Source organism: Yersinia vastinensis (genome assembly GCF_902726565.1).
GTDB lineage: Bacteria > Pseudomonadota > Gammaproteobacteria > Enterobacterales > Enterobacteriaceae > Yersinia > Yersinia vastinensis.
Genome location: NZ_CACVAF010000012.1, coordinates 59,690 through 76,773, shown reverse-complemented (window position 1 = coordinate 76,773; position 17,084 = coordinate 59,690). Strand labels below are relative to the sequence as shown.

Sequence of the window (17,084 nt, the reverse complement as noted above, 5' to 3'; positions counted from 1 at the left end):
GGGAATTTTTTTTGTTTATCGCCTGGAGGCGGGTAGGGTAGCAGGCTAACCGCATTTTCATTCGAAGACGTTAGGATGACGGTTTTTTGAACAGGATAGATTTAGAGGTATTTAAAAGATGAAACAGATTCCGATGACGGTACGTGGCGCAGATAAACTGCGTGAAGAATTGGATTATTTAAAGGGCGTTCGTCGGCCTAAAATTATTTCTGATATCGCTGATGCCCGTGAACATGGCGATTTAAAAGAAAATGCTGAATATCATGCAGCCCGCGAGCAACAAGGGTTTTGTGAAGGTCGTATTCAAGAAATAGAAGCCAAGCTTTCTAATGCACAGGTGATTGATATCACCAAAATGCCAAATAATGGCCGCGTTATTTTTGGTGCCACAGTGCGTGTATTAAATGTGGATACTGAAGAAGAACAGCAATACCGGATTGTGGGTGATGACGAAGCTGATTTTAAACAAAATCTTATTTCGGTTAATTCACCAATTGCGCGTGGCTTGATTGGTAAAGAAGTCGATGACGTGGTTGTTATTCGTACTCCAGGCGGCGAAGTAGAATATGAAATTCTTAATGTAGATTATGTGTAATACTTGCTCAATTGAAGATTAAGTACACATTTTTTATAAGAAATGAAGTTGTAAAGAAAAGTAAAAGGCCGCTTGCGGCCTTTTATCAGAACAAAGTGCATGGCACCTTTTCTCTAAAACAAGCGTCATTAACGCGGTAAAATAATTTTGCGCTCTTTTGCTGGGCGATAGAGCACTAAAATATTACCGATAATTTGGACGTTAACGGCACCGGTTTCACGCACGATGGCATCAGCAATTAGGGCTTTGGTTTCACGCTCTTCAGCAGTGATCTTCACCTTAATAAGTTCATGATGTTCCAGCGTTTGTTCGATTTCAGCCAGCACCCCTTCGGTTAACCCGTTATTGCCCAGCATGACTACTGGTTTTAACGGATGGGCCAAGCTTTTCAGGTGCTGTTTTTGTTTGTTATTCAGATTCATCGTCTTTTTTGCTTAAGTTGGGATTGAAAACGGTTCATTCTACCGCCATCTCATGTGTATCACCAAATCGGTCTACGCCGAGAGGGAGTTTACGCGAGCTAAGTAATAGATGCGCGGGCTCTTAATTAAGATAGTTGGAAAAAGAGATGTCTAATAAAAAGCGTTCGGCTAGCTCCAGTCGCTGGTTACAAGAACACTTTAGCGATAAATATGTCATTCAGGCGCAGAAAAAGGGGCTACGCTCTCGCGCCTGGTTTAAACTTGATGAAATACAACAGAGCGATAAAATTTTTAAACCGGGTATGACCGTGGTGGATTTAGGTGCCGCACCTGGTGGTTGGTCTCAATATGTTGTAACCCAAATCGGCGGTAAAGGGCGGATCATCGCATGTGATCTTCTACCAATGGATCCTATTGTTGGTGTCGATTTCCTTCAGGGCGATTTTCGTGATGAACTGGTCCTGAAAGCTTTACTTGAGCGTGTTGGGGATAAAAAAGTTCAGGTGGTCATGTCTGATATGGCCCCGAATATGAGTGGTACTCCGGCAGTCGATATACCTAAATCAATGTATCTGGTTGAATTAGCTTTAGATATGTGTCGTGATGTACTTGCACCAGGCGGAAGTTTCCTGGTGAAGGTGTTCCAGGGAGATGGCTTTGATGAATACCTACGGGAAATTCGCTCCCTGTTTACGAAAGTTAAGATTCGTAAGCCAGACGCTTCTCGTGCGCGATCGCGTGAAGTGTACATTGTAGCGACAGGGCGGAAACTGTAGTACCCTAACGCTGTTTGTTAACACAGTTGTAATATGAGGTTAATCCCTTGAGTGACATGGCGAAAAACCTAATTCTCTGGTTAGTTATTGCAGTCGTACTGATGTCTGTATTCCAGAGCTTTGGACCCAGCGAATCGAATGGCCGTAGAGTGGATTACTCTACTTTCATGTCCGATGTAACCCAAGAACAGGTTCGTGAAGCACGTATCAATGGACGTGAAATTAACGTTAGTAAGAAAGATAACAGCAAATATACGACTTTCATTCCGGTCAACGATCCAAAGCTGTTAGATACCTTATTGACTAAAAATGTGAAAGTTGTTGGCGAGCCACCGGAAGAGCCGAGCTTGCTGGCTTCTATCTTTATTTCCTGGTTCCCAATGCTGTTGCTGATTGGGGTCTGGATCTTCTTTATGCGTCAAATGCAGGGCGGTGGCGGCAAAGGGGCTATGTCCTTTGGCAAGAGCAAAGCTCGCATGCTGACAGAAGATCAGATAAAAACCTCTTTTGCTGATGTTGCTGGTTGCGACGAAGCAAAAGAAGAAGTCAGTGAATTGGTTGAATACCTGCGCGAGCCAAGCCGTTTCCAGAAACTGGGCGGTAAGATTCCGAAAGGCGTGTTGATGGTTGGTCCTCCGGGGACCGGTAAAACCTTGCTGGCGAAAGCCATCGCAGGTGAAGCTAAAGTGCCATTCTTCACTATTTCCGGTTCTGACTTCGTAGAAATGTTCGTTGGTGTGGGTGCATCCCGTGTCCGTGACATGTTTGAACAGGCGAAGAAAGCTGCACCTTGTATCATCTTTATTGATGAAATTGATGCGGTAGGCCGTCAGCGTGGCGCTGGTCTGGGTGGTGGTCACGATGAACGCGAACAGACTCTGAACCAAATGTTGGTTGAGATGGATGGCTTTGAAGGCAATGAAGGCATCATCGTCATCGCAGCAACCAACCGTCCAGACGTTCTTGACCCAGCGTTATTACGTCCAGGCCGTTTCGACCGTCAGGTTGTCGTTGGTTTACCGGATGTCCGTGGCCGTGAACAGATTCTGAAAGTTCACATGCGCCGCGTGCCACTAGATATCGATATTGATGCTTCAGTCATCGCTCGTGGTACACCAGGGTTCTCTGGTGCTGACTTGGCTAACCTGGTAAACGAAGCGGCACTGTTTGCTGCTCGCGGTAACAAGCGCGTCGTTTCAATGGTCGAGTTTGAGAAAGCGAAAGACAAAATTATGATGGGTGCGGAACGTCGCTCCATGGTAATGACAGAAGCACAGAAAGAATCTACGGCATACCATGAAGCAGGGCATGCGATTATCGGTCGTTTGGTTCCTGAACATGATCCAGTACATAAAGTGACCATTATTCCACGTGGTCGTGCATTGGGTGTGACATTCTTCCTTCCGGAAGGTGATGCTATCAGTGCTAGTCGTCAGAAACTGGAAAGCCAGATCTCCACTTTGTATGGTGGTCGTCTTGCTGAAGAAATCATTTACGGCCCGGAAAAAGTCTCTACCGGCGCATCAAATGATATCAAAGTGGCTACGTCTATTGCGCGTAACATGGTGACACAGTGGGGCTTCTCCGAGAAATTGGGGCCGTTGCTGTATGCTGAAGAAGAGGGTGAGGTATTCCTTGGCCGTTCTGTCGCGAAAGCGAAGCATATGTCCGATGAAACCGCGCGTATTATCGATCAGGAAGTTAAATTACTTATTGAGCGTAACTACCAACGTGCACGTAAGTTGCTGTTGGAAAACATGGATGTATTGCACTCCATGAAAGATGCGCTGATGAAGTATGAAACGATTGATGCACCACAGATTGATGATTTGATGAATCGTAAAGAAGTCCGCCCGCCAGCGGGTTGGGATGATGCGAACAAAAATAAATCATCTGACAACGACAGTACGCCAAAAGCGCCTACGCCGGTTGATGAACCGCGTACCCCAACGCCAGGCAATACAATGTCAGAACAGTTGGGCGATAAGTAAGTCTGCTGTTGGCATCTAAAAGCGTTGTGATTAATATAAACCCCGGGCTTGCTCGGGGTTTTTCTTTTTCTGTTGTATAGATTCAAAGTAAATAACCACATTAAGGCGCTATTGCATGAAATTAATGGCCAGAGATCGTGTTTTGGATCTCACTCATCCACAGGTAATGGGTATTTTGAATGTCACTCCAGACTCGTTTTCGGATGGCGGACATCACAATAATCTTGATAAAGCGCTGCAACATGCTCAACTGATGTTATCTGAAGGTGCTACTCTGATTGATATTGGCGGTGAATCCACACGCCCCGGGGCTGCTGAAGTCAGTGAGCAAGAAGAGCTTGACCGAGTAGTGCCTGTGGTAGAGGCATTGGCAAAACGTTTTGATGTTTGGTTATCGGTTGATACGTCAAAAGCTGCTGTTATCACCGAATCGGCCCGTGCTGGCGCTCACTTAATCAATGATATCCGCTCCTTGCAAGAACCCGGTGCGCTTGACGCCGCAGTAAAAGCTGGGCTGCCGGTATGCCTGATGCACATGCAAGGGCAACCACAAAGTATGCAGCAGTCTCCTCATTACGATGACTTAATGGCCGATGTAAATCAGTTCTTTGAGTATCATATCGAACGTTGTGTTGCGGCTGGCATCGCAAAAAGTAAATTGTTACTCGACCCAGGCTTCGGTTTCGGTAAAAATCTGGCGCATAATTATCAATTATTGGCGCGTCTGGCTGAACTTCACCACTTTGGGTTGCCACTCTTGGTGGGGATGTCGCGAAAATCGATGGTAGGCCAGCTATTGAATGTCCCGCCAAAACAGCGGGTCATCGGGAGCGTCGCTTGCGCTGTTATTGCTGCAATGCAAGGCGCGCAAATTGTCAGAGTGCATGATGTCAAAGAAACTGTCGAGGCGATGCGTATCGTCGAGGCAACACTTTCAGCGAAGGGATAAACATAAATTATGAGCAACCGTAAATACTTTGGTACAGATGGCATTCGCGGCAAAGTGGGTGACAGCCCGATTACGCCAGATTTTGTATTAAAGCTCGGCTGGGCCGCCGGTAAGGTTCTGGCCAGACATGGTTCTCGTAAAATTATTATTGGGAAAGATACGCGTATTTCTGGCTACATGCTGGAATCCGCACTTGAGGCTGGTTTGGCTGCTGCTGGGCTATCTGCTTCATTTACTGGCCCCATGCCAACACCTGCGGTGGCTTATCTGACCCGAACTTTTCGCGCGGAAGCCGGTATCGTTATTTCGGCATCTCATAACCCTTTCTACGACAACGGCATTAAATTCTTCTCAATAGACGGCACTAAACTGCCAGATGATGTGGAAGAGGCGATTGAAGCCGAGATGGAAAAACCCTTAACCTGCGTAGAATCTGCAGAATTGGGTAAAGCAAACCGTATCGTTGATGCCGCGGGGCGTTACATTGAGTTTTGCAAAGGAACATTCCCAAGTGAACTCAACCTGAACGACATGAAAATTGTGGTGGATTGTGCCAATGGAGCAACCTACCACATTGCGCCAAGTGTATTACGCGAATTAGGTGCAACAGTGATTACCATCGGGTGTGAACCTGATGGGATGAACATTAACGAGAAATGTGGTGCAACAGACGTTCGTCTGCTGCAAGAGCGCGTATTAGCTGAAAAGGCCGATGTCGGTTTGGCATTTGACGGTGACGGCGATCGGCTGATGATGGTTGATCACTTGGGTAATAAAGTTGATGGTGACCAGATTCTTTATATTATCGCGCGTGAGGGGCTTCGTCAGGGGCAGCTAAAAGGTGGTGCCGTTGGCACACTGATGAGCAATATGGGGCTGCAATTGGCGCTGAAAGAGTTGGGTATTCCTTTTGTGCGAGCTAAAGTCGGTGACCGCTACGTGCTGGAAGCCATGCAGGAAAAAGGCTGGCGTATTGGGGCTGAAAACTCGGGCCATGTGATCTTGTTGGATAAAACAACGACCGGTGACGGTATCGTGGCTGGTTTGCAGGTACTCACTGCTATGGTACGTAACCATATGAGCCTGCATGATCTGTGTAGCGGTATGAAGTTATTGCCACAAATTTTAGTGAATGTGCGCTTCTCTGGTGAACATAACCCATTGAAATCAGACACCGTGGAAGAAGTGACCCGTCAGGTTGAAAAAGAGCTGGGCGATCGTGGCAGGGTTCTGCTGCGTAAATCAGGTACAGAGCCATTAATCCGAGTCATGGTAGAAGGTGATGCGGAAGAAACACTGATTACTGAAATGGCGAATCGAATTGCCGATGCAGTGAAAGCGGCGGGTTAATTATTTTTTAAGGGGAAGGGCATCGCTCTTCCCCTGTAAATTATGCTGAAGTTGAATAACTTGACGCTTTTTTCCGCAAATAAACCTCTGTTGTGAAATTGCCCTTGCGTGTACTAGACGCTTTGGTTAGTATTCACACCCGCTTAAGTGGGTGAATAAGTCCCCGCTTGATGGGTGAGAAGCATTTGGCATGCGGTGAACCCGCAAGGATACAGGTACAACTATGTACGAAGCTCTTCTGGTGATTTTCTTGCTGATTTCGATTGGGCTGGTTGCTCTGATCATGTTACAGCAAGGCAAAGGCGCGGATATGGGAGCCTCATTCGGAGCAGGTGCTTCTGCAACTCTGTTCGGTTCGAATGGTTCCGGTAACTTCATGACTCGCATGACGGCTGTATTGGCGACGCTGTTTTTCGTCGTTAGCTTGATTCTGGGCAACATGAGCACCAACCAGGGCAATAAAGGTAGTGAATGGGAAAATCTGGGTCAGCCTGCAAAAACTGAGCAGACTACAGCACCTGTTGCTCCGACTACGCCGAGTAGTGATATCCCGCAGTAATGTTTCAAAAGAAGTTGTAAGAAATAGAAAGAAAGCTTTAAAGTGGTTGTAGTGACTTAAATAGTAAATACAACCAGTTAAATCAGTGCCGGGGTGGTGGAATTGGTAGACACGCTACCTTGAGGTGGTAGTGCCCGATTGGGCTTACGGGTTCAAGTCCCGTCCTCGGTACCAAGTCAGATAGATAACTTGCTTTTTTGTCGTTATCAACGTAATATTTGCCACGTTTTCGGACGCGGGGTGGAGCAGCCTGGTAGCTCGTCGGGCTCATAACCCGAAGGTCGTCGGTTCAAATCCGGCCCCCGCAACCACTTTCCTAAAGTGTTTTTTTTCAAATGTTGTATTCGGTAGACCTCAGATACTTTCGATTTCAATTTGAAAAAAATACTTGTCAGAAAGTTGTACCGAAGCCGCTTTGCGGCAAACAGGGTCCAGTTGCATAAAGCCCCGAATTTCGGGGTTTTTTGTTATTTGACAGCAGAATCACTGGGCTATTAGGCCCTTTTTTTATGTCTTGGGGGTGGGCTTGTCCACATTAGAACAAAAGTTAACAGAGATAATTTCAGCACCGGTTGAGGCCTTAGGCTATGAATTAGTCGGCATCGAATTCATCCGGGGGCGCCAATCGACGCTACGAATCTATATTGATAGTGACGACGGAATCACTGTTGATGCTTGTGCTGATGTCAGCCACCAGGTCAGCGCTGTATTGGACGTAGAAGATCCGATTACGGTCGCTTACAACTTAGAAGTTTCCTCTCCGGGCCTTGATCGCCCAATGTTCACTGCTGAACACTATACTCGTTACCTTGGTGAAGAAGTCACTTTGGTTTTGCGTATGGCGATGCAGAACCGCCGTAAATGGCAGGGCATTATCAAAGCCGTTGATGGTGAAATGATCACGGTTACTGTGGATGGAAAAGATGAAGTGTTCGCGCTGAGCAACATCCAGAAAGCGAACCTGGTACCCCACTTTTAAAGTTTGGATGAGGCAACTAGGATGAACAAAGAGATTCTGGCTGTTGTAGAAGCAGTTTCCAATGAGAAATCCCTTCCGCGCGAGAAGATTTTTGAGGCGTTGGAAACCGCTCTAGCGACAGCGACCAAGAAAAAATACGAACAAGAAATTGAAGTTCGCGTCAGCATTGACCGTAAAACAGGTGATTTCGACACTTTCCGTCGCTGGGTCGCTGTTGACGAAGTCACGATGCCAACACGTGAAATCACATTAGAAGCAGCTCAGTTTGAAGACCCTTCGCTTCAGTTAGGCGATTATGTTGAAGACCAAATTGAATCTGTCACTTTTGACCGCATAACAACTCAAACGGCCAAGCAAGTTATCGTACAAAAAGTACGTGAAGCTGAACGCGCTATGGTTGTTGAACAGTTCCGCCAATACTTGGGCGAGATTGTGACCGGGACAGTGAAAAAAGTTAACCGTGACAGTATTGCACTGGATCTGGGGAATAATGCTGAAGCCGTTATTGGTCGTGAAGACATGCTGCCGCGTGAAAACTTCCGTCCAGGCGACCGTATCCGTGGTGTTCTGTATGACGTGCGCCCAGAAGCTCGCGGCGCTCAGTTGTTCGTCAGCCGTTCGCGCCCTGAAATGCTGGTTGAACTGTTCCGCATTGAAGTGCCAGAAATTGGCGAAGAATTGATCGAAATTAAAGCAGCTGCTCGTGACCCGGGTTCGCGTGCTAAAATTGCGGTTAAAACCAACGACAAACGTATTGACCCAGTCGGTGCTTGTGTTGGTATGCGTGGTGCCCGTGTTCAAGCTGTCTCCAGCGAACTTGGCGGCGAGCGCATTGATATTGTATTGTGGGATGATAATCCAGCCCAGTTTGTTATTAATGCCATGGCGCCAGCTGATGTTGCGTCAATTGTGGTTGATGAAGACAAACACACGATGGATGTTGCCGTTGAAGCCAGTAACCTGGCACAGGCAATCGGCCGTAATGGCCAGAATGTGCGTTTAGCTGCACAGCTAAGTGGCTGGGAACTGAACGTAATGACGGCGGACGATCTTCAGGCGAAGCATCAGGCCGAGGCTCATGCCGCTATTGATACCTTCACCAAATATCTTGATATCGATGAGGACTTTGCCACCGTTCTGGTAGAGGAAGGTTTCTCTTCTCTAGAAGAATTGGCTTATGTGCCAATGAAAGAACTTCTGGAAATCGATGGTCTTGACGAAGATACGGTTGAAGCGCTGCGTGACCGCGCCAAAGCTGCATTGACCACGCTGGCCCTGGCACAAGAAGAAAGTCTTGGCGACCAAAAACCCGCTGATGATCTGCTGAATTTAGCGGGTCTGGAACGTAGCATGGCATTCAAATTAGCTGCGCGCGGTGTGTGTACGCTGGAAGATCTTGCCGAGCAGGGTATCGACGATCTGGCAGATATTGAAGGGCTTAGTGATGAGCAAGCCGGCGAGCTGATTATGGCCGCACGTAATATCTGTTGGTTTGGCGATAACGCGTAATAAACTGTAGCAGGAAGGAACAGCATGACAGATGTAACCGTAAAATCGCTGGCAGCTGAGATTCAGACCCCAGTTGATCGCCTGGTACAGCAATTTGCTGATGCAGGGATCAAGAAGTCTGACGTAGACTCAGTTACCCAGCAAGAAAAAGAAACATTGCTGGCACACTTAAACCGTGAACACGGTAGTGCGCCTAATAAACTCACGCTGCAACGCAAAACGCGTAGCACCTTGAATATTCCGAGCACCGGCGGAAAAAGTAAATCGGTGCAAATAGAGGTCCGCAAGAAACGCACTTATGTAAATACGCCGGAAGCTGAACAAGCGAAAGCGGAAGAGCAGGCACAGCGTGAAGCGGAAGAGCAGGCACAACGTGAAGCGGAAGCAGCAGCGCAGAAAATCGCTGAAGAAAAAGCTAAACGTGCGGCCGAAGAACAAGCCAAACGTGAGGCCGCTGAAAAAGCTAAACGCCAAGCAGCGGAAAAAGAAAAAGTGACGAATCAACAAACCGACGAAAAAACCAAGCCAGCTCAGACCGATAAAGCACGCCGTGAAGCGGAAGCTGCCGAGCTGAAACGCTCAGTAGAAGAAGAAACGCGCCGTAAGGTCGAGGAAGACGCGAAACGCGTTGCTGAGGAAGCCCGTAAAATGGCAGCCGAAAACGAAGGTAAATGGCCAGAGCCTGTGACTGAGCAGACTGAATCAGCTGATTACCATGTAACCACTTCACAACATGCGCGCGCCGCGGAAGATGAAAACGACGCCAAAGTTGAAGGTGATCGCCGTAGCCGTACTCGTGGTGGTAAAGCAACTAAGCAGAAGAAAGGTAATAAACTTTCTGAGTCTAAAGCTGATCGCGAAGAAGCACGTGCAGTTGGCCGTAAAGGCAAACGTAAACCAAGCACCTTGCAACAGAGCTTCAACAAGCCTGTTGTAGCCGTTAACCGTGATGTTGTTATTGGCGAAACGGTAACTGTGGCTGAATTGGCAAACAAAATGGCTGTTAAAGGCTCTCAGGTCATCAAAGCGATGATGAAACTGGGCGCAATGGCAACCATTAACCAGGTTATCGATCAGGAAACAGCACAGCTGGTTGCTGAAGAGATGGGCCACAAAGTGATTCTACGTCGTGAAAACGAACTGGAAGAAGCACTGATGAGTGACCGTGATACTGGCGCTGAAGCCGCAGCAGAGCATCGCGCTCCAGTTGTGACCATCATGGGCCACGTTGACCACGGTAAAACCTCTCTGCTTGATTACATCCGCTCCACGAAAGTGGCGTCAGGTGAAGCCGGTGGTATTACTCAGCATATCGGTGCTTATCACGTTGAAACTGAAAACGGCATGATCACCTTCCTGGATACCCCAGGACACGCCGCATTTACTTCAATGCGTGCTCGCGGTGCTCAAGCGACTGATATCGTGGTGCTGGTTGTTGCAGCCGACGATGGCGTGATGCCACAGACTATCGAAGCTATTCAGCATGCTAAAGCCGCGAATGTGCCGGTTGTGGTTGCTGTGAACAAAATCGATAAGCCAGAAGCTGATCCAGACCGCGTTAAAACCGAACTGTCTCAGTACGGTATCCAGCCAGAAGAGTGGGGCGGTGAGTCTCAGTTCATCAACGTATCAGCGAAAGCCGGTATCGGTATTGATGAATTGCTGAACGCCATCTTGCTGCAAGCTGAAGTACTGGAGCTGAAAGCTGTTCGTACTGGCATGGCAAGTGGTGTAGTTATCGAATCCTTCTTGGATAAAGGCCGTGGCCCTGTTGCTACAGTGCTGGTTCAACAAGGTACACTGAACAAAGGCGATATCGTACTGTGTGGCTTTGAGTATGGCCGTGTGCGTGCGATGCGTGACGAGCTGGGTCGTGATATCACGTCTGCGGGTCCGTCTATTCCAGTTGAAATTCTGGGCCTGTCCAGTGTTCCGGCTGCGGGTGATGAAGTTACCGTTGTTCGTGACGAGAAAAAAGCGCGTGAAGTTGCACTGTATCGTCAGGGTAAATTCCGTGAAGTTAAGCTGGCTCGTCAGCAGAAATCTAAACTGGAAAACATGTTTGCTAACATGACCGAAGGTGAAGTTTCTGAACTGAACATCGTTATCAAGTCAGATGTTCAAGGTTCTTGTGAAGCCATCTGTGATTCACTGGAAAAACTGTCTACCGATGAAGTGAAAGTCCGTATTGTGGGTTCAGGCGTCGGTGGTATCACCGAAACTGACGCAACGCTGGCTGCGGCTTCTGGTGCAATCATCCTTGGCTTTAACGTTCGTGCTGACGCTTCAGCGCGTCGCGTCGTTGAAACCGAAGGCTTGGATCTGCGTTACTACTCAGTGATTTATAGCCTGATCGACGAAGTTAAACAGGCAATGAGTGGTATGCTGGCACCTGAGTACAAACAACAAATCATTGGTCTGGCTGAAGTTCGTGATGTGTTTAAATCACCGAAATTTGGTGCCATTGCTGGTTGTATGGTTACTGAAGGTGTGATTAAGCGTAACAATCCAATCCGTGTTCTGCGTGACAACGTGGTTATCTATGAAGGCGAGCTGGAATCTCTGCGCCGCTTCAAAGATGACGTTAACGAAGTCCGTAATGGTATGGAATGTGGTATCGGCGTTAAGAACTACAATGACGTCCGTGCTGGTGATGTGATCGAAGTCTTCGAAATTATCGAAATCAAACGTACCATCGCTTAACCACCTCTGATTTGCTTATATCCATTTGGGGGGCCTTGGCCCCCCAAATTGTCTGGAGAATCCAAATGGCAAAAGAATTCAGCCGTTCTCAGCGTGTTTCACAGGAAATGCAGAAAGAGATCGCACTTATCCTACAGCGTGAAATCAAAGACCCTCGTGTTGGCATGGCTACTGTGTCCGGCATCGAGTTATCTCGTGATTTGGCTTACGCTAAAGTCTTTGTGACCTTCTTGAACGTGTTAACGGATAAAGCTGATCCGGATACAGTCAAAAACGGCATTAAAGCACTGCAAGATGCCTCCGGCTATATCCGCACTCTGCTGGGTAAAGCGATGCGTCTGCGTATCGTGCCAGAACTGACTTTCGCTTATGACAACTCTTTGATTGAAGGGATGCGGATGTCTAACTTGGTGACTAACGTCATCAAAAATGATGTAGAGCGTCAGGTTAATTCAGGTAGCGACGAGGAGAAGTAATGGGGCGTCCACGTCGTCGCGGCCGTGACATTAACGGCGTTCTGTTATTGGATAAGCCGCTGGGCCTCTCCTCTAATGATGTTTTACAGAAAGTGAAACGTCTCTTTAGCGCTAACCGCGCAGGCCATACCGGTGCACTCGATCCATTGGCGACCGGTATGTTGCCTATCTGTCTGGGTGAAGCGACCAAATTTTCCCAATTTTTGCTCGATTCAGATAAACGTTATCGGGTTGTGGCGCGTTTAGGGCAACGTACTGATACTTCGGATGCCGAAGGTGCGTTAATCAGCGAGCGGGAAGTCAACGTGACTCAGGCTCAGATGGATGCTGCTCTAGACAGTTTCCGTGGCGACACTCAACAAGTGCCGTCGATGTATTCTGCACTGAAGCATCAGGGCAAGCCACTGTATGAGTACGCTCGTCAGGGGATTGAAGTAGAACGTGAAGCCCGCAGTATTACCGTTTACGAACTGCTGTTTATCCGCTGGGAAGGCAATGATCTTGAGCTGGAAATCCATTGCTCTAAAGGGACTTACATTCGCACCATCATCGATGATTTGGGTGAATTGTTAGGTTGTGGTGCCCATGTGAGTTATCTGCGTCGGTTGCAAGTTGCCACTTATCCAAGTGACCGGATGGTGACTTTAGAGCAGTTGGCGGCGATCGTGGAAAAAGCGCAGGCAGAAGAGCGCTCACCTAATCCTGAACTGGATTTATTGCTACTGCCGATGGACAGTGCCGTCTTAAACTTCCCTGAAGTCAACTTGTTACCGACTGTTGCTGCCTATGTAAAACAAGGGCAGCCAGTGCATGTTTCTGGTGCACCAAGTGAAGGCATGGTCCGTATCACTGAAGGCGAAGAGCGTAATTTCATTGGTATTGGCACGATTGCAGAAGATGGTCGAGTCGCGCCGAAGCGTTTGGTAGTGGAATACGCGGAGTAAGTCCAAGCGGCCTATCTTGCGATCCCACGGCTCAAAGAGTAGAATAGTGCGGCTTACATATTGGGTTGCTGAATTAGAGATCGGCGCCTGTCTTAATTTATCTATATATTTGGAGTTGTATCATGTCTCTAAGTGTTGAAGCGAAAGCTAAAATCGTTGCTGACTTCGGTCGCGGTGCCAATGACACCGGTTCAAGCGAAGTTCAGGTTGCTCTGTTGACTGCTCAAATTAACCATTTGCAAGGTCACTTCTCCGAGCACAAAAAAGATCACCACAGTCGTCGTGGTCTGCTGCGTATGGTATCCACGCGTCGTAAGCTGCTGGACTACCTGAAGCGTGAAGATGTAGCACGTTATACTTCCCTGATCGAACGTCTGGGTCTGCGTCGCTAAGTCTGCGAGTTTCGGGAGAAAGGGGCCAAATTGGCCCCTTTTTTCTAAGAAGCAATGATAAAATACGCTAGTATATTATTGTTGTTGTTTTACATTTTTATAAAATAGGATCTTCCGGTGCAGAGGTTCGCGCGGCTAATGAGAGACTTTAACTCAATCAGAGTTAAGGATTGTCATTAGTCGCGAGGATGCAGTGTGAAGGTAATAGTAATAGGTGGATGAGATCGTCAATACGATCCGGCACCGCACATAGTATAAGGATACTACTTTGCTGACTCCGATTATTCGTAAATTCCAGTACGGCCAACATACCGTCACTATTGAAACCGGCATGATGGCTCGCCAGGCAACTGCTGCTGTAATGGTAAGCATGGATGACACCGCAGTATTCGTTACTGTTGTTGGCCAAAAGAAAGCGAAACCAGGCCAGAGCTTTTTCCCTCTGACTGTTAACTATCAGGAGCGTACTTATGCTGCTGGTCGTATTCCAGGCAGCTTCTTCCGTCGTGAAGGCCGCCCAAGTGAAGGCGAAACACTGACTTCTCGTCTGATTGACCGTCCAATTCGCCCACTGTTCCCAGACAGTTTCCTGAATGAAGTTCAGGTTATCGCAACCGTTGTTTCCGTTAACCCACAAGTTAACCCAGACATCGTGGCTCTGATTGGTGCATCTGCGGCACTGAGCCTGTCAGGTATTCCATTCAATGGCCCAATTGGTGCTGCTCGCGTTGGTTTCATCAACGACCAGTATGTACTGAACCCAACTACTGACGAGCTGAAAGAAAGCCGTCTGGACTTGGTTGTTGCCGGTACTGCTGCTGCGGTATTGATGGTTGAATCTGAAGCAGACATCTTGTCTGAAGATCAAATGTTGGGCGCGGTTGTCTTCGGCCACGAACAACAGCAAGTTGTGATTGAAAACATCAATGCACTGGTTGCGCAAGCAGGCAAACCTAAGTGGGATTGGCAGCCAGAAGTTGTTAACGAAGAGCTGCATGCGCGTGTTGCTGTATTGGCTGCGGATCGTCTGGGTGACGCATATCGCATCACTGAGAAACAAGAACGTTACGAACAAATTGACGCTATCAAAGCTGACGTTACTGACACACTTTTAGCGCAAGACGATACGTTAGATGCTGCGGAAATTCAGGATATCCTGGGCAACGTTGAGAAAGATGTAGTTCGTAGCCGTGTATTACGTGGCGAACCACGTATCGATGGCCGCGAAAAAGACATGATCCGTGGTCTGGACGTGCGTACTGGTGTCTTGCCACGTACCCATGGTTCTGCGTTGTTCACCCGTGGTGAAACTCAGGCATTGGTTACCGCAACATTGGGTACTGCACGTGATGCGCAAAATATTGATGAGCTGATGGGTGAGCGTACTGACTCATTCCTGCTACACTATAATTTCCCTCCATATTCTGTTGGTGAAACAGGTATGGTTGGCTCACCGAAGCGTCGTGAGATTGGCCATGGTCGTCTGGCGAAACGCGGTGTGATGGCAGTGATGCCAAGCCCGAGCGAGTTCCCTTATACTGTACGTGTGGTTTCTGAAATCACCGAGTCTAACGGTTCTTCCTCAATGGCTTCTGTTTGTGGTGCTTCTTTGGCCCTGATGGACGCAGGTGTGCCAATTAAAGCCGCTGTTGCGGGTATCGCAATGGGTCTGGTTAAAGACGAAGAAAACTTTGTTGTTCTGTCTGACATTCTGGGTGACGAAGATCACTTGGGCGACATGGACTTTAAAGTGGCCGGTAGCCGTGACGGTATCACCGCACTGCAAATGGACATTAAAATTGAAGGTATCACCCGCGAAATCATGCAGGTGGCTCTGAACCAAGCTAAGGGTGCGCGTCTGCACATTCTGGGTGTTATGGAACAGGCTATCAGCACACCTCGTGGCGATATCTCTGAGTTTGCTCCACGTATCTACACCATGAAAATCAATCCTGAGAAAATCAAGGATGTGATCGGTAAAGGTGGTTCTGTGATTCGTGCGCTGACTGATGAAACGGGCACCACTATTGAAATCGAAGATGATGGCACCATTAAGATTGCAGCAACTGACGGTGACAAAGCAAAACATGCTATCCGTCGTATCGAAGAAATTACTGCTGAAATCGAAGTGGGCCGTATCTATGCGGGTAAAGTGACTCGTATCGTTGATTTCGGTGCATTTGTTGCTATCGGCGGTGGTAAAGAAGGTCTGGTTCATATTTCTCAAATCGCTGACAAGCGCGTAGAGAAAGTGACTGACTATCTGCAAATGGGCCAAGAAGTGCCAGTGAAAGTAATGGAAGTTGATCGTCAGGGCCGTATCCGCCTGAGCATCAAAGAAGCTACTACTCCTGACGCAGAAGCACCGGCACCAGAAGCAGCAGAGTAATTTAGTATTTCACTGCTCCTTACTCACTCGTGAGGAGCAGTGTTATCTCGAGGGCAGGATGCTCTTGTATTAAACAAATGGATGAAAGGATATTTATCCAATGTTTGTCTTCGGGAGTAGGAAATGAAGCCTTTCTTGCGCTGGTGTTACGTTGTGACAGCACTCATGCTGGCAGGATGCAGCAACCATGATTGGCGTAAAGACGAGGTATTGGCAATCCCGTTGCAACCTACGTTGCAGCAGGAAGTGATTCTGGCGCGCATGGAACAAATCCTTGCAAGTCGGGCACTTACGGATGATGAGCGCGCACAGCTTTTATATGAGCGCGGAGTGCTGTATGATAGCCTCGGGCTACGGGCACTAGCGCGAAATGATTTTTCGCAAGCGTTAGCTATTCGTCCTGATATGCCAGAAGTTTTCAACTATCTGGGCATTTATTTAACGCAGGCAGGCAATTTTGATGCTGCCTATGAAGCGTTTGATTCTGTACTAGAGCTTGATCCAACTTACAATTACGCGCGTTTAAACCGGGGTATCGCTCTGTATTATGGCGGTCGACTCCCGTTGGCGCAGGATGATCTGCAGGCGTTTTATCAAGACGATCCAAATGATCCCTTCCGTTCGTTATGGCTGTATCTGGTGGAAAGAGAAATCGATCCTAAGACAGCTGCAGTAGCGCTACAACAGCGCTATGAAAAATCGGACAGAGGGCAATGGGGATGGAATATTGTCGAATTCTACCTGGGCACGATCAGCGAAAAAACGCTGATGGAAAGGCTCAAGGCAGATGCAACGGATAACACTTCGCTCGCTGAGCATCTCAGTGAAACTGACTTCTATTTAGGTAAGCATTACCTAAGTCTGGGGGACAAGGACACCGCTTCGGCGCTGTTCAAACTGACGGTAGCTAACAACGTTCATAACTTTGTTGAGCACCGCTATGCATTGTTGGAATTGGCGCTTTTGGGCCAAGAACAAGACGACCTATCGGAATCGGACCAGCAATAGCTGACGAACAACTATCAGCCTGATATACCTTGGTTTTTACCA

Annotated in this window: 15 protein-coding genes and 2 tRNA genes; 16 read left to right on the top strand and 1 reads right to left on the bottom strand. The window is 47.9% G+C overall.

Annotated features, from left to right (window positions below; all coding sequences use genetic code 11):
• Positions 1 to 118: 118 nt before the first annotated feature.
• Positions 119 to 595, top strand: a complete 477-nt coding sequence (gene greA, locus HUZ92_RS16905) for a transcription elongation factor GreA (RefSeq protein ID WP_050099842.1) — start codon at positions 119 to 121, stop codon at positions 593 to 595.
• Positions 596 to 723: 128 nt separating this feature from the next.
• On the opposite strand, the gene yhbY is transcribed toward greA, so the two are convergent.
• Positions 724 to 1,017 carry a ribosome assembly RNA-binding protein YhbY gene (gene yhbY, locus HUZ92_RS16900; protein ID WP_004389225.1) on the bottom strand — a complete coding sequence of 98 codons (294 nt, stop codon included), beginning with the start codon at positions 1,015 to 1,017 and terminating at the stop codon, positions 724 to 726.
• A gap of 146 nt (positions 1,018 to 1,163) precedes the next feature.
• Between yhbY and rlmE the strand changes: the two genes are divergently transcribed.
• From rlmE to nlpI, 15 genes are all read left to right on the top strand, one after another.
• Complete coding sequence (rlmE, locus tag HUZ92_RS16895) at positions 1,164 to 1,793, top strand: 23S rRNA (uridine(2552)-2'-O)-methyltransferase RlmE (RefSeq protein ID WP_050075677.1); 630 nt, start codon at positions 1,164 to 1,166, stop codon at positions 1,791 to 1,793.
• Between the two features lie 56 nt (positions 1,794 to 1,849).
• Entirely contained in the window at positions 1,850 to 3,784 is a 1,935-nt protein-coding gene (gene ftsH, locus HUZ92_RS16890) for an ATP-dependent zinc metalloprotease FtsH (RefSeq protein WP_050099844.1), read from the top strand.
• A 115-nt stretch (positions 3,785 to 3,899) separates the two neighbouring features.
• A complete protein-coding gene (gene folP, locus HUZ92_RS16885; protein ID WP_050099846.1) occupies positions 3,900 to 4,733 on the top strand; it encodes a dihydropteroate synthase in 834 nt (277 codons plus the stop codon).
• Positions 4,734 to 4,742: 9 nt separating this feature from the next.
• The gene (gene glmM, locus HUZ92_RS16880) at positions 4,743 to 6,083 is read left to right on the top strand and encodes a phosphoglucosamine mutase (protein ID WP_050099847.1); all 1,341 of its coding nucleotides are present in this window, start codon (positions 4,743 to 4,745) and stop codon (positions 6,081 to 6,083) included.
• Positions 6,084 to 6,306: 223 nt separating this feature from the next.
• Positions 6,307 to 6,642 carry a preprotein translocase subunit SecG gene (secG, locus tag HUZ92_RS16875; RefSeq protein ID WP_145580085.1) on the top strand — a complete coding sequence of 112 codons (336 nt, stop codon included), beginning with the start codon at positions 6,307 to 6,309 and terminating at the stop codon, positions 6,640 to 6,642.
• 87 nt (positions 6,643 to 6,729) lie between these two features.
• Positions 6,730 to 6,816 (top strand) — tRNA-Leu (locus HUZ92_RS16870).
• A 60-nt stretch (positions 6,817 to 6,876) separates the two neighbouring features.
• Positions 6,877 to 6,953: transfer RNA gene (locus HUZ92_RS16865), tRNA-Met, on the top strand.
• Between the two features lie 215 nt (positions 6,954 to 7,168).
• A complete protein-coding gene (gene rimP, locus HUZ92_RS16860; RefSeq protein ID WP_002222054.1) occupies positions 7,169 to 7,621 on the top strand; it encodes a ribosome maturation factor RimP in 453 nt (150 codons plus the stop codon).
• A gap of 21 nt (positions 7,622 to 7,642) precedes the next feature.
• Positions 7,643 to 9,130: a transcription termination factor NusA gene (gene nusA, locus HUZ92_RS16855; RefSeq protein ID WP_050099851.1), complete on the top strand. Its 1,488-nt coding sequence runs from the start codon at positions 7,643 to 7,645 to the stop codon at positions 9,128 to 9,130.
• Positions 9,131 to 9,154: 24 nt separating this feature from the next.
• Positions 9,155 to 11,833, top strand: a complete 2,679-nt coding sequence (gene infB / locus HUZ92_RS16850; protein ID WP_050099853.1) for a translation initiation factor IF-2 — start codon at positions 9,155 to 9,157, stop codon at positions 11,831 to 11,833.
• 65 nt (positions 11,834 to 11,898) lie between these two features.
• Positions 11,899 to 12,309 (top strand): 30S ribosome-binding factor RbfA, encoded by a 411-nt coding sequence (rbfA, locus tag HUZ92_RS16845; RefSeq protein ID WP_145580084.1) that lies wholly within the window; start codon positions 11,899 to 11,901, stop codon positions 12,307 to 12,309.
• Positions 12,309 to 13,253, top strand: a complete 945-nt coding sequence (gene truB, locus HUZ92_RS16840) for a tRNA pseudouridine(55) synthase TruB (protein ID WP_145580083.1) — start codon at positions 12,309 to 12,311, stop codon at positions 13,251 to 13,253. The genes rbfA and truB overlap by 1 nt, the downstream gene beginning before the upstream one ends.
• A 122-nt stretch (positions 13,254 to 13,375) precedes the next feature.
• Complete coding sequence (gene rpsO / locus HUZ92_RS16835; protein ID WP_050099857.1) at positions 13,376 to 13,645, top strand: 30S ribosomal protein S15; 270 nt, start codon at positions 13,376 to 13,378, stop codon at positions 13,643 to 13,645.
• Positions 13,646 to 13,913: 268 nt separating this feature from the next.
• Positions 13,914 to 16,034, top strand: coding sequence for a polyribonucleotide nucleotidyltransferase (gene pnp, locus HUZ92_RS16830; RefSeq protein ID WP_050099858.1), 2,121 nt, complete (start codon positions 13,914 to 13,916; stop codon positions 16,032 to 16,034).
• A 123-nt stretch (positions 16,035 to 16,157) separates the two neighbouring features.
• Positions 16,158 to 17,042, top strand: a complete 885-nt coding sequence (nlpI, locus tag HUZ92_RS16825) for a lipoprotein NlpI (protein WP_005156264.1) — start codon at positions 16,158 to 16,160, stop codon at positions 17,040 to 17,042.
• The last annotated feature ends 42 nt before the right edge of the window (positions 17,043 to 17,084 follow it).

Bases quoted from the DNA above. Each gene is read 5' to 3' on its own strand.
- greA (WP_050099842.1), top strand. From the start codon at position 119: ATGAAACAGATTCCGATGACGGTACGTGGCGCAGATAAACTGCGTGAA.
- yhbY (WP_004389225.1), bottom strand. From the start codon at position 1,017: ATGAATCTGAATAACAAACAAAAACAGCACCTGAAAAGCTTGGCCCAT.
- rlmE (WP_050075677.1), top strand. From the start codon at position 1,164: ATGTCTAATAAAAAGCGTTCGGCTAGCTCCAGTCGCTGGTTACAAGAA.
- ftsH (WP_050099844.1), top strand. From the start codon at position 1,850: ATGGCGAAAAACCTAATTCTCTGGTTAGTTATTGCAGTCGTACTGATG.
- folP (WP_050099846.1), top strand. From the start codon at position 3,900: ATGAAATTAATGGCCAGAGATCGTGTTTTGGATCTCACTCATCCACAG.
- glmM (WP_050099847.1), top strand. From the start codon at position 4,743: ATGAGCAACCGTAAATACTTTGGTACAGATGGCATTCGCGGCAAAGTG.
- secG (WP_145580085.1), top strand. From the start codon at position 6,307: ATGTACGAAGCTCTTCTGGTGATTTTCTTGCTGATTTCGATTGGGCTG.
- nusA (WP_050099851.1), top strand. From the start codon at position 7,643: ATGAACAAAGAGATTCTGGCTGTTGTAGAAGCAGTTTCCAATGAGAAA.
- infB (WP_050099853.1), top strand. From the start codon at position 9,155: ATGACAGATGTAACCGTAAAATCGCTGGCAGCTGAGATTCAGACCCCA.
- rbfA (WP_145580084.1), top strand. From the start codon at position 11,899: ATGGCAAAAGAATTCAGCCGTTCTCAGCGTGTTTCACAGGAAATGCAG.
- truB (WP_145580083.1), top strand. From the start codon at position 12,309: ATGGGGCGTCCACGTCGTCGCGGCCGTGACATTAACGGCGTTCTGTTA.
- rpsO (WP_050099857.1), top strand. From the start codon at position 13,376: ATGTCTCTAAGTGTTGAAGCGAAAGCTAAAATCGTTGCTGACTTCGGT.
- nlpI (WP_005156264.1), top strand. From the start codon at position 16,158: ATGAAGCCTTTCTTGCGCTGGTGTTACGTTGTGACAGCACTCATGCTG.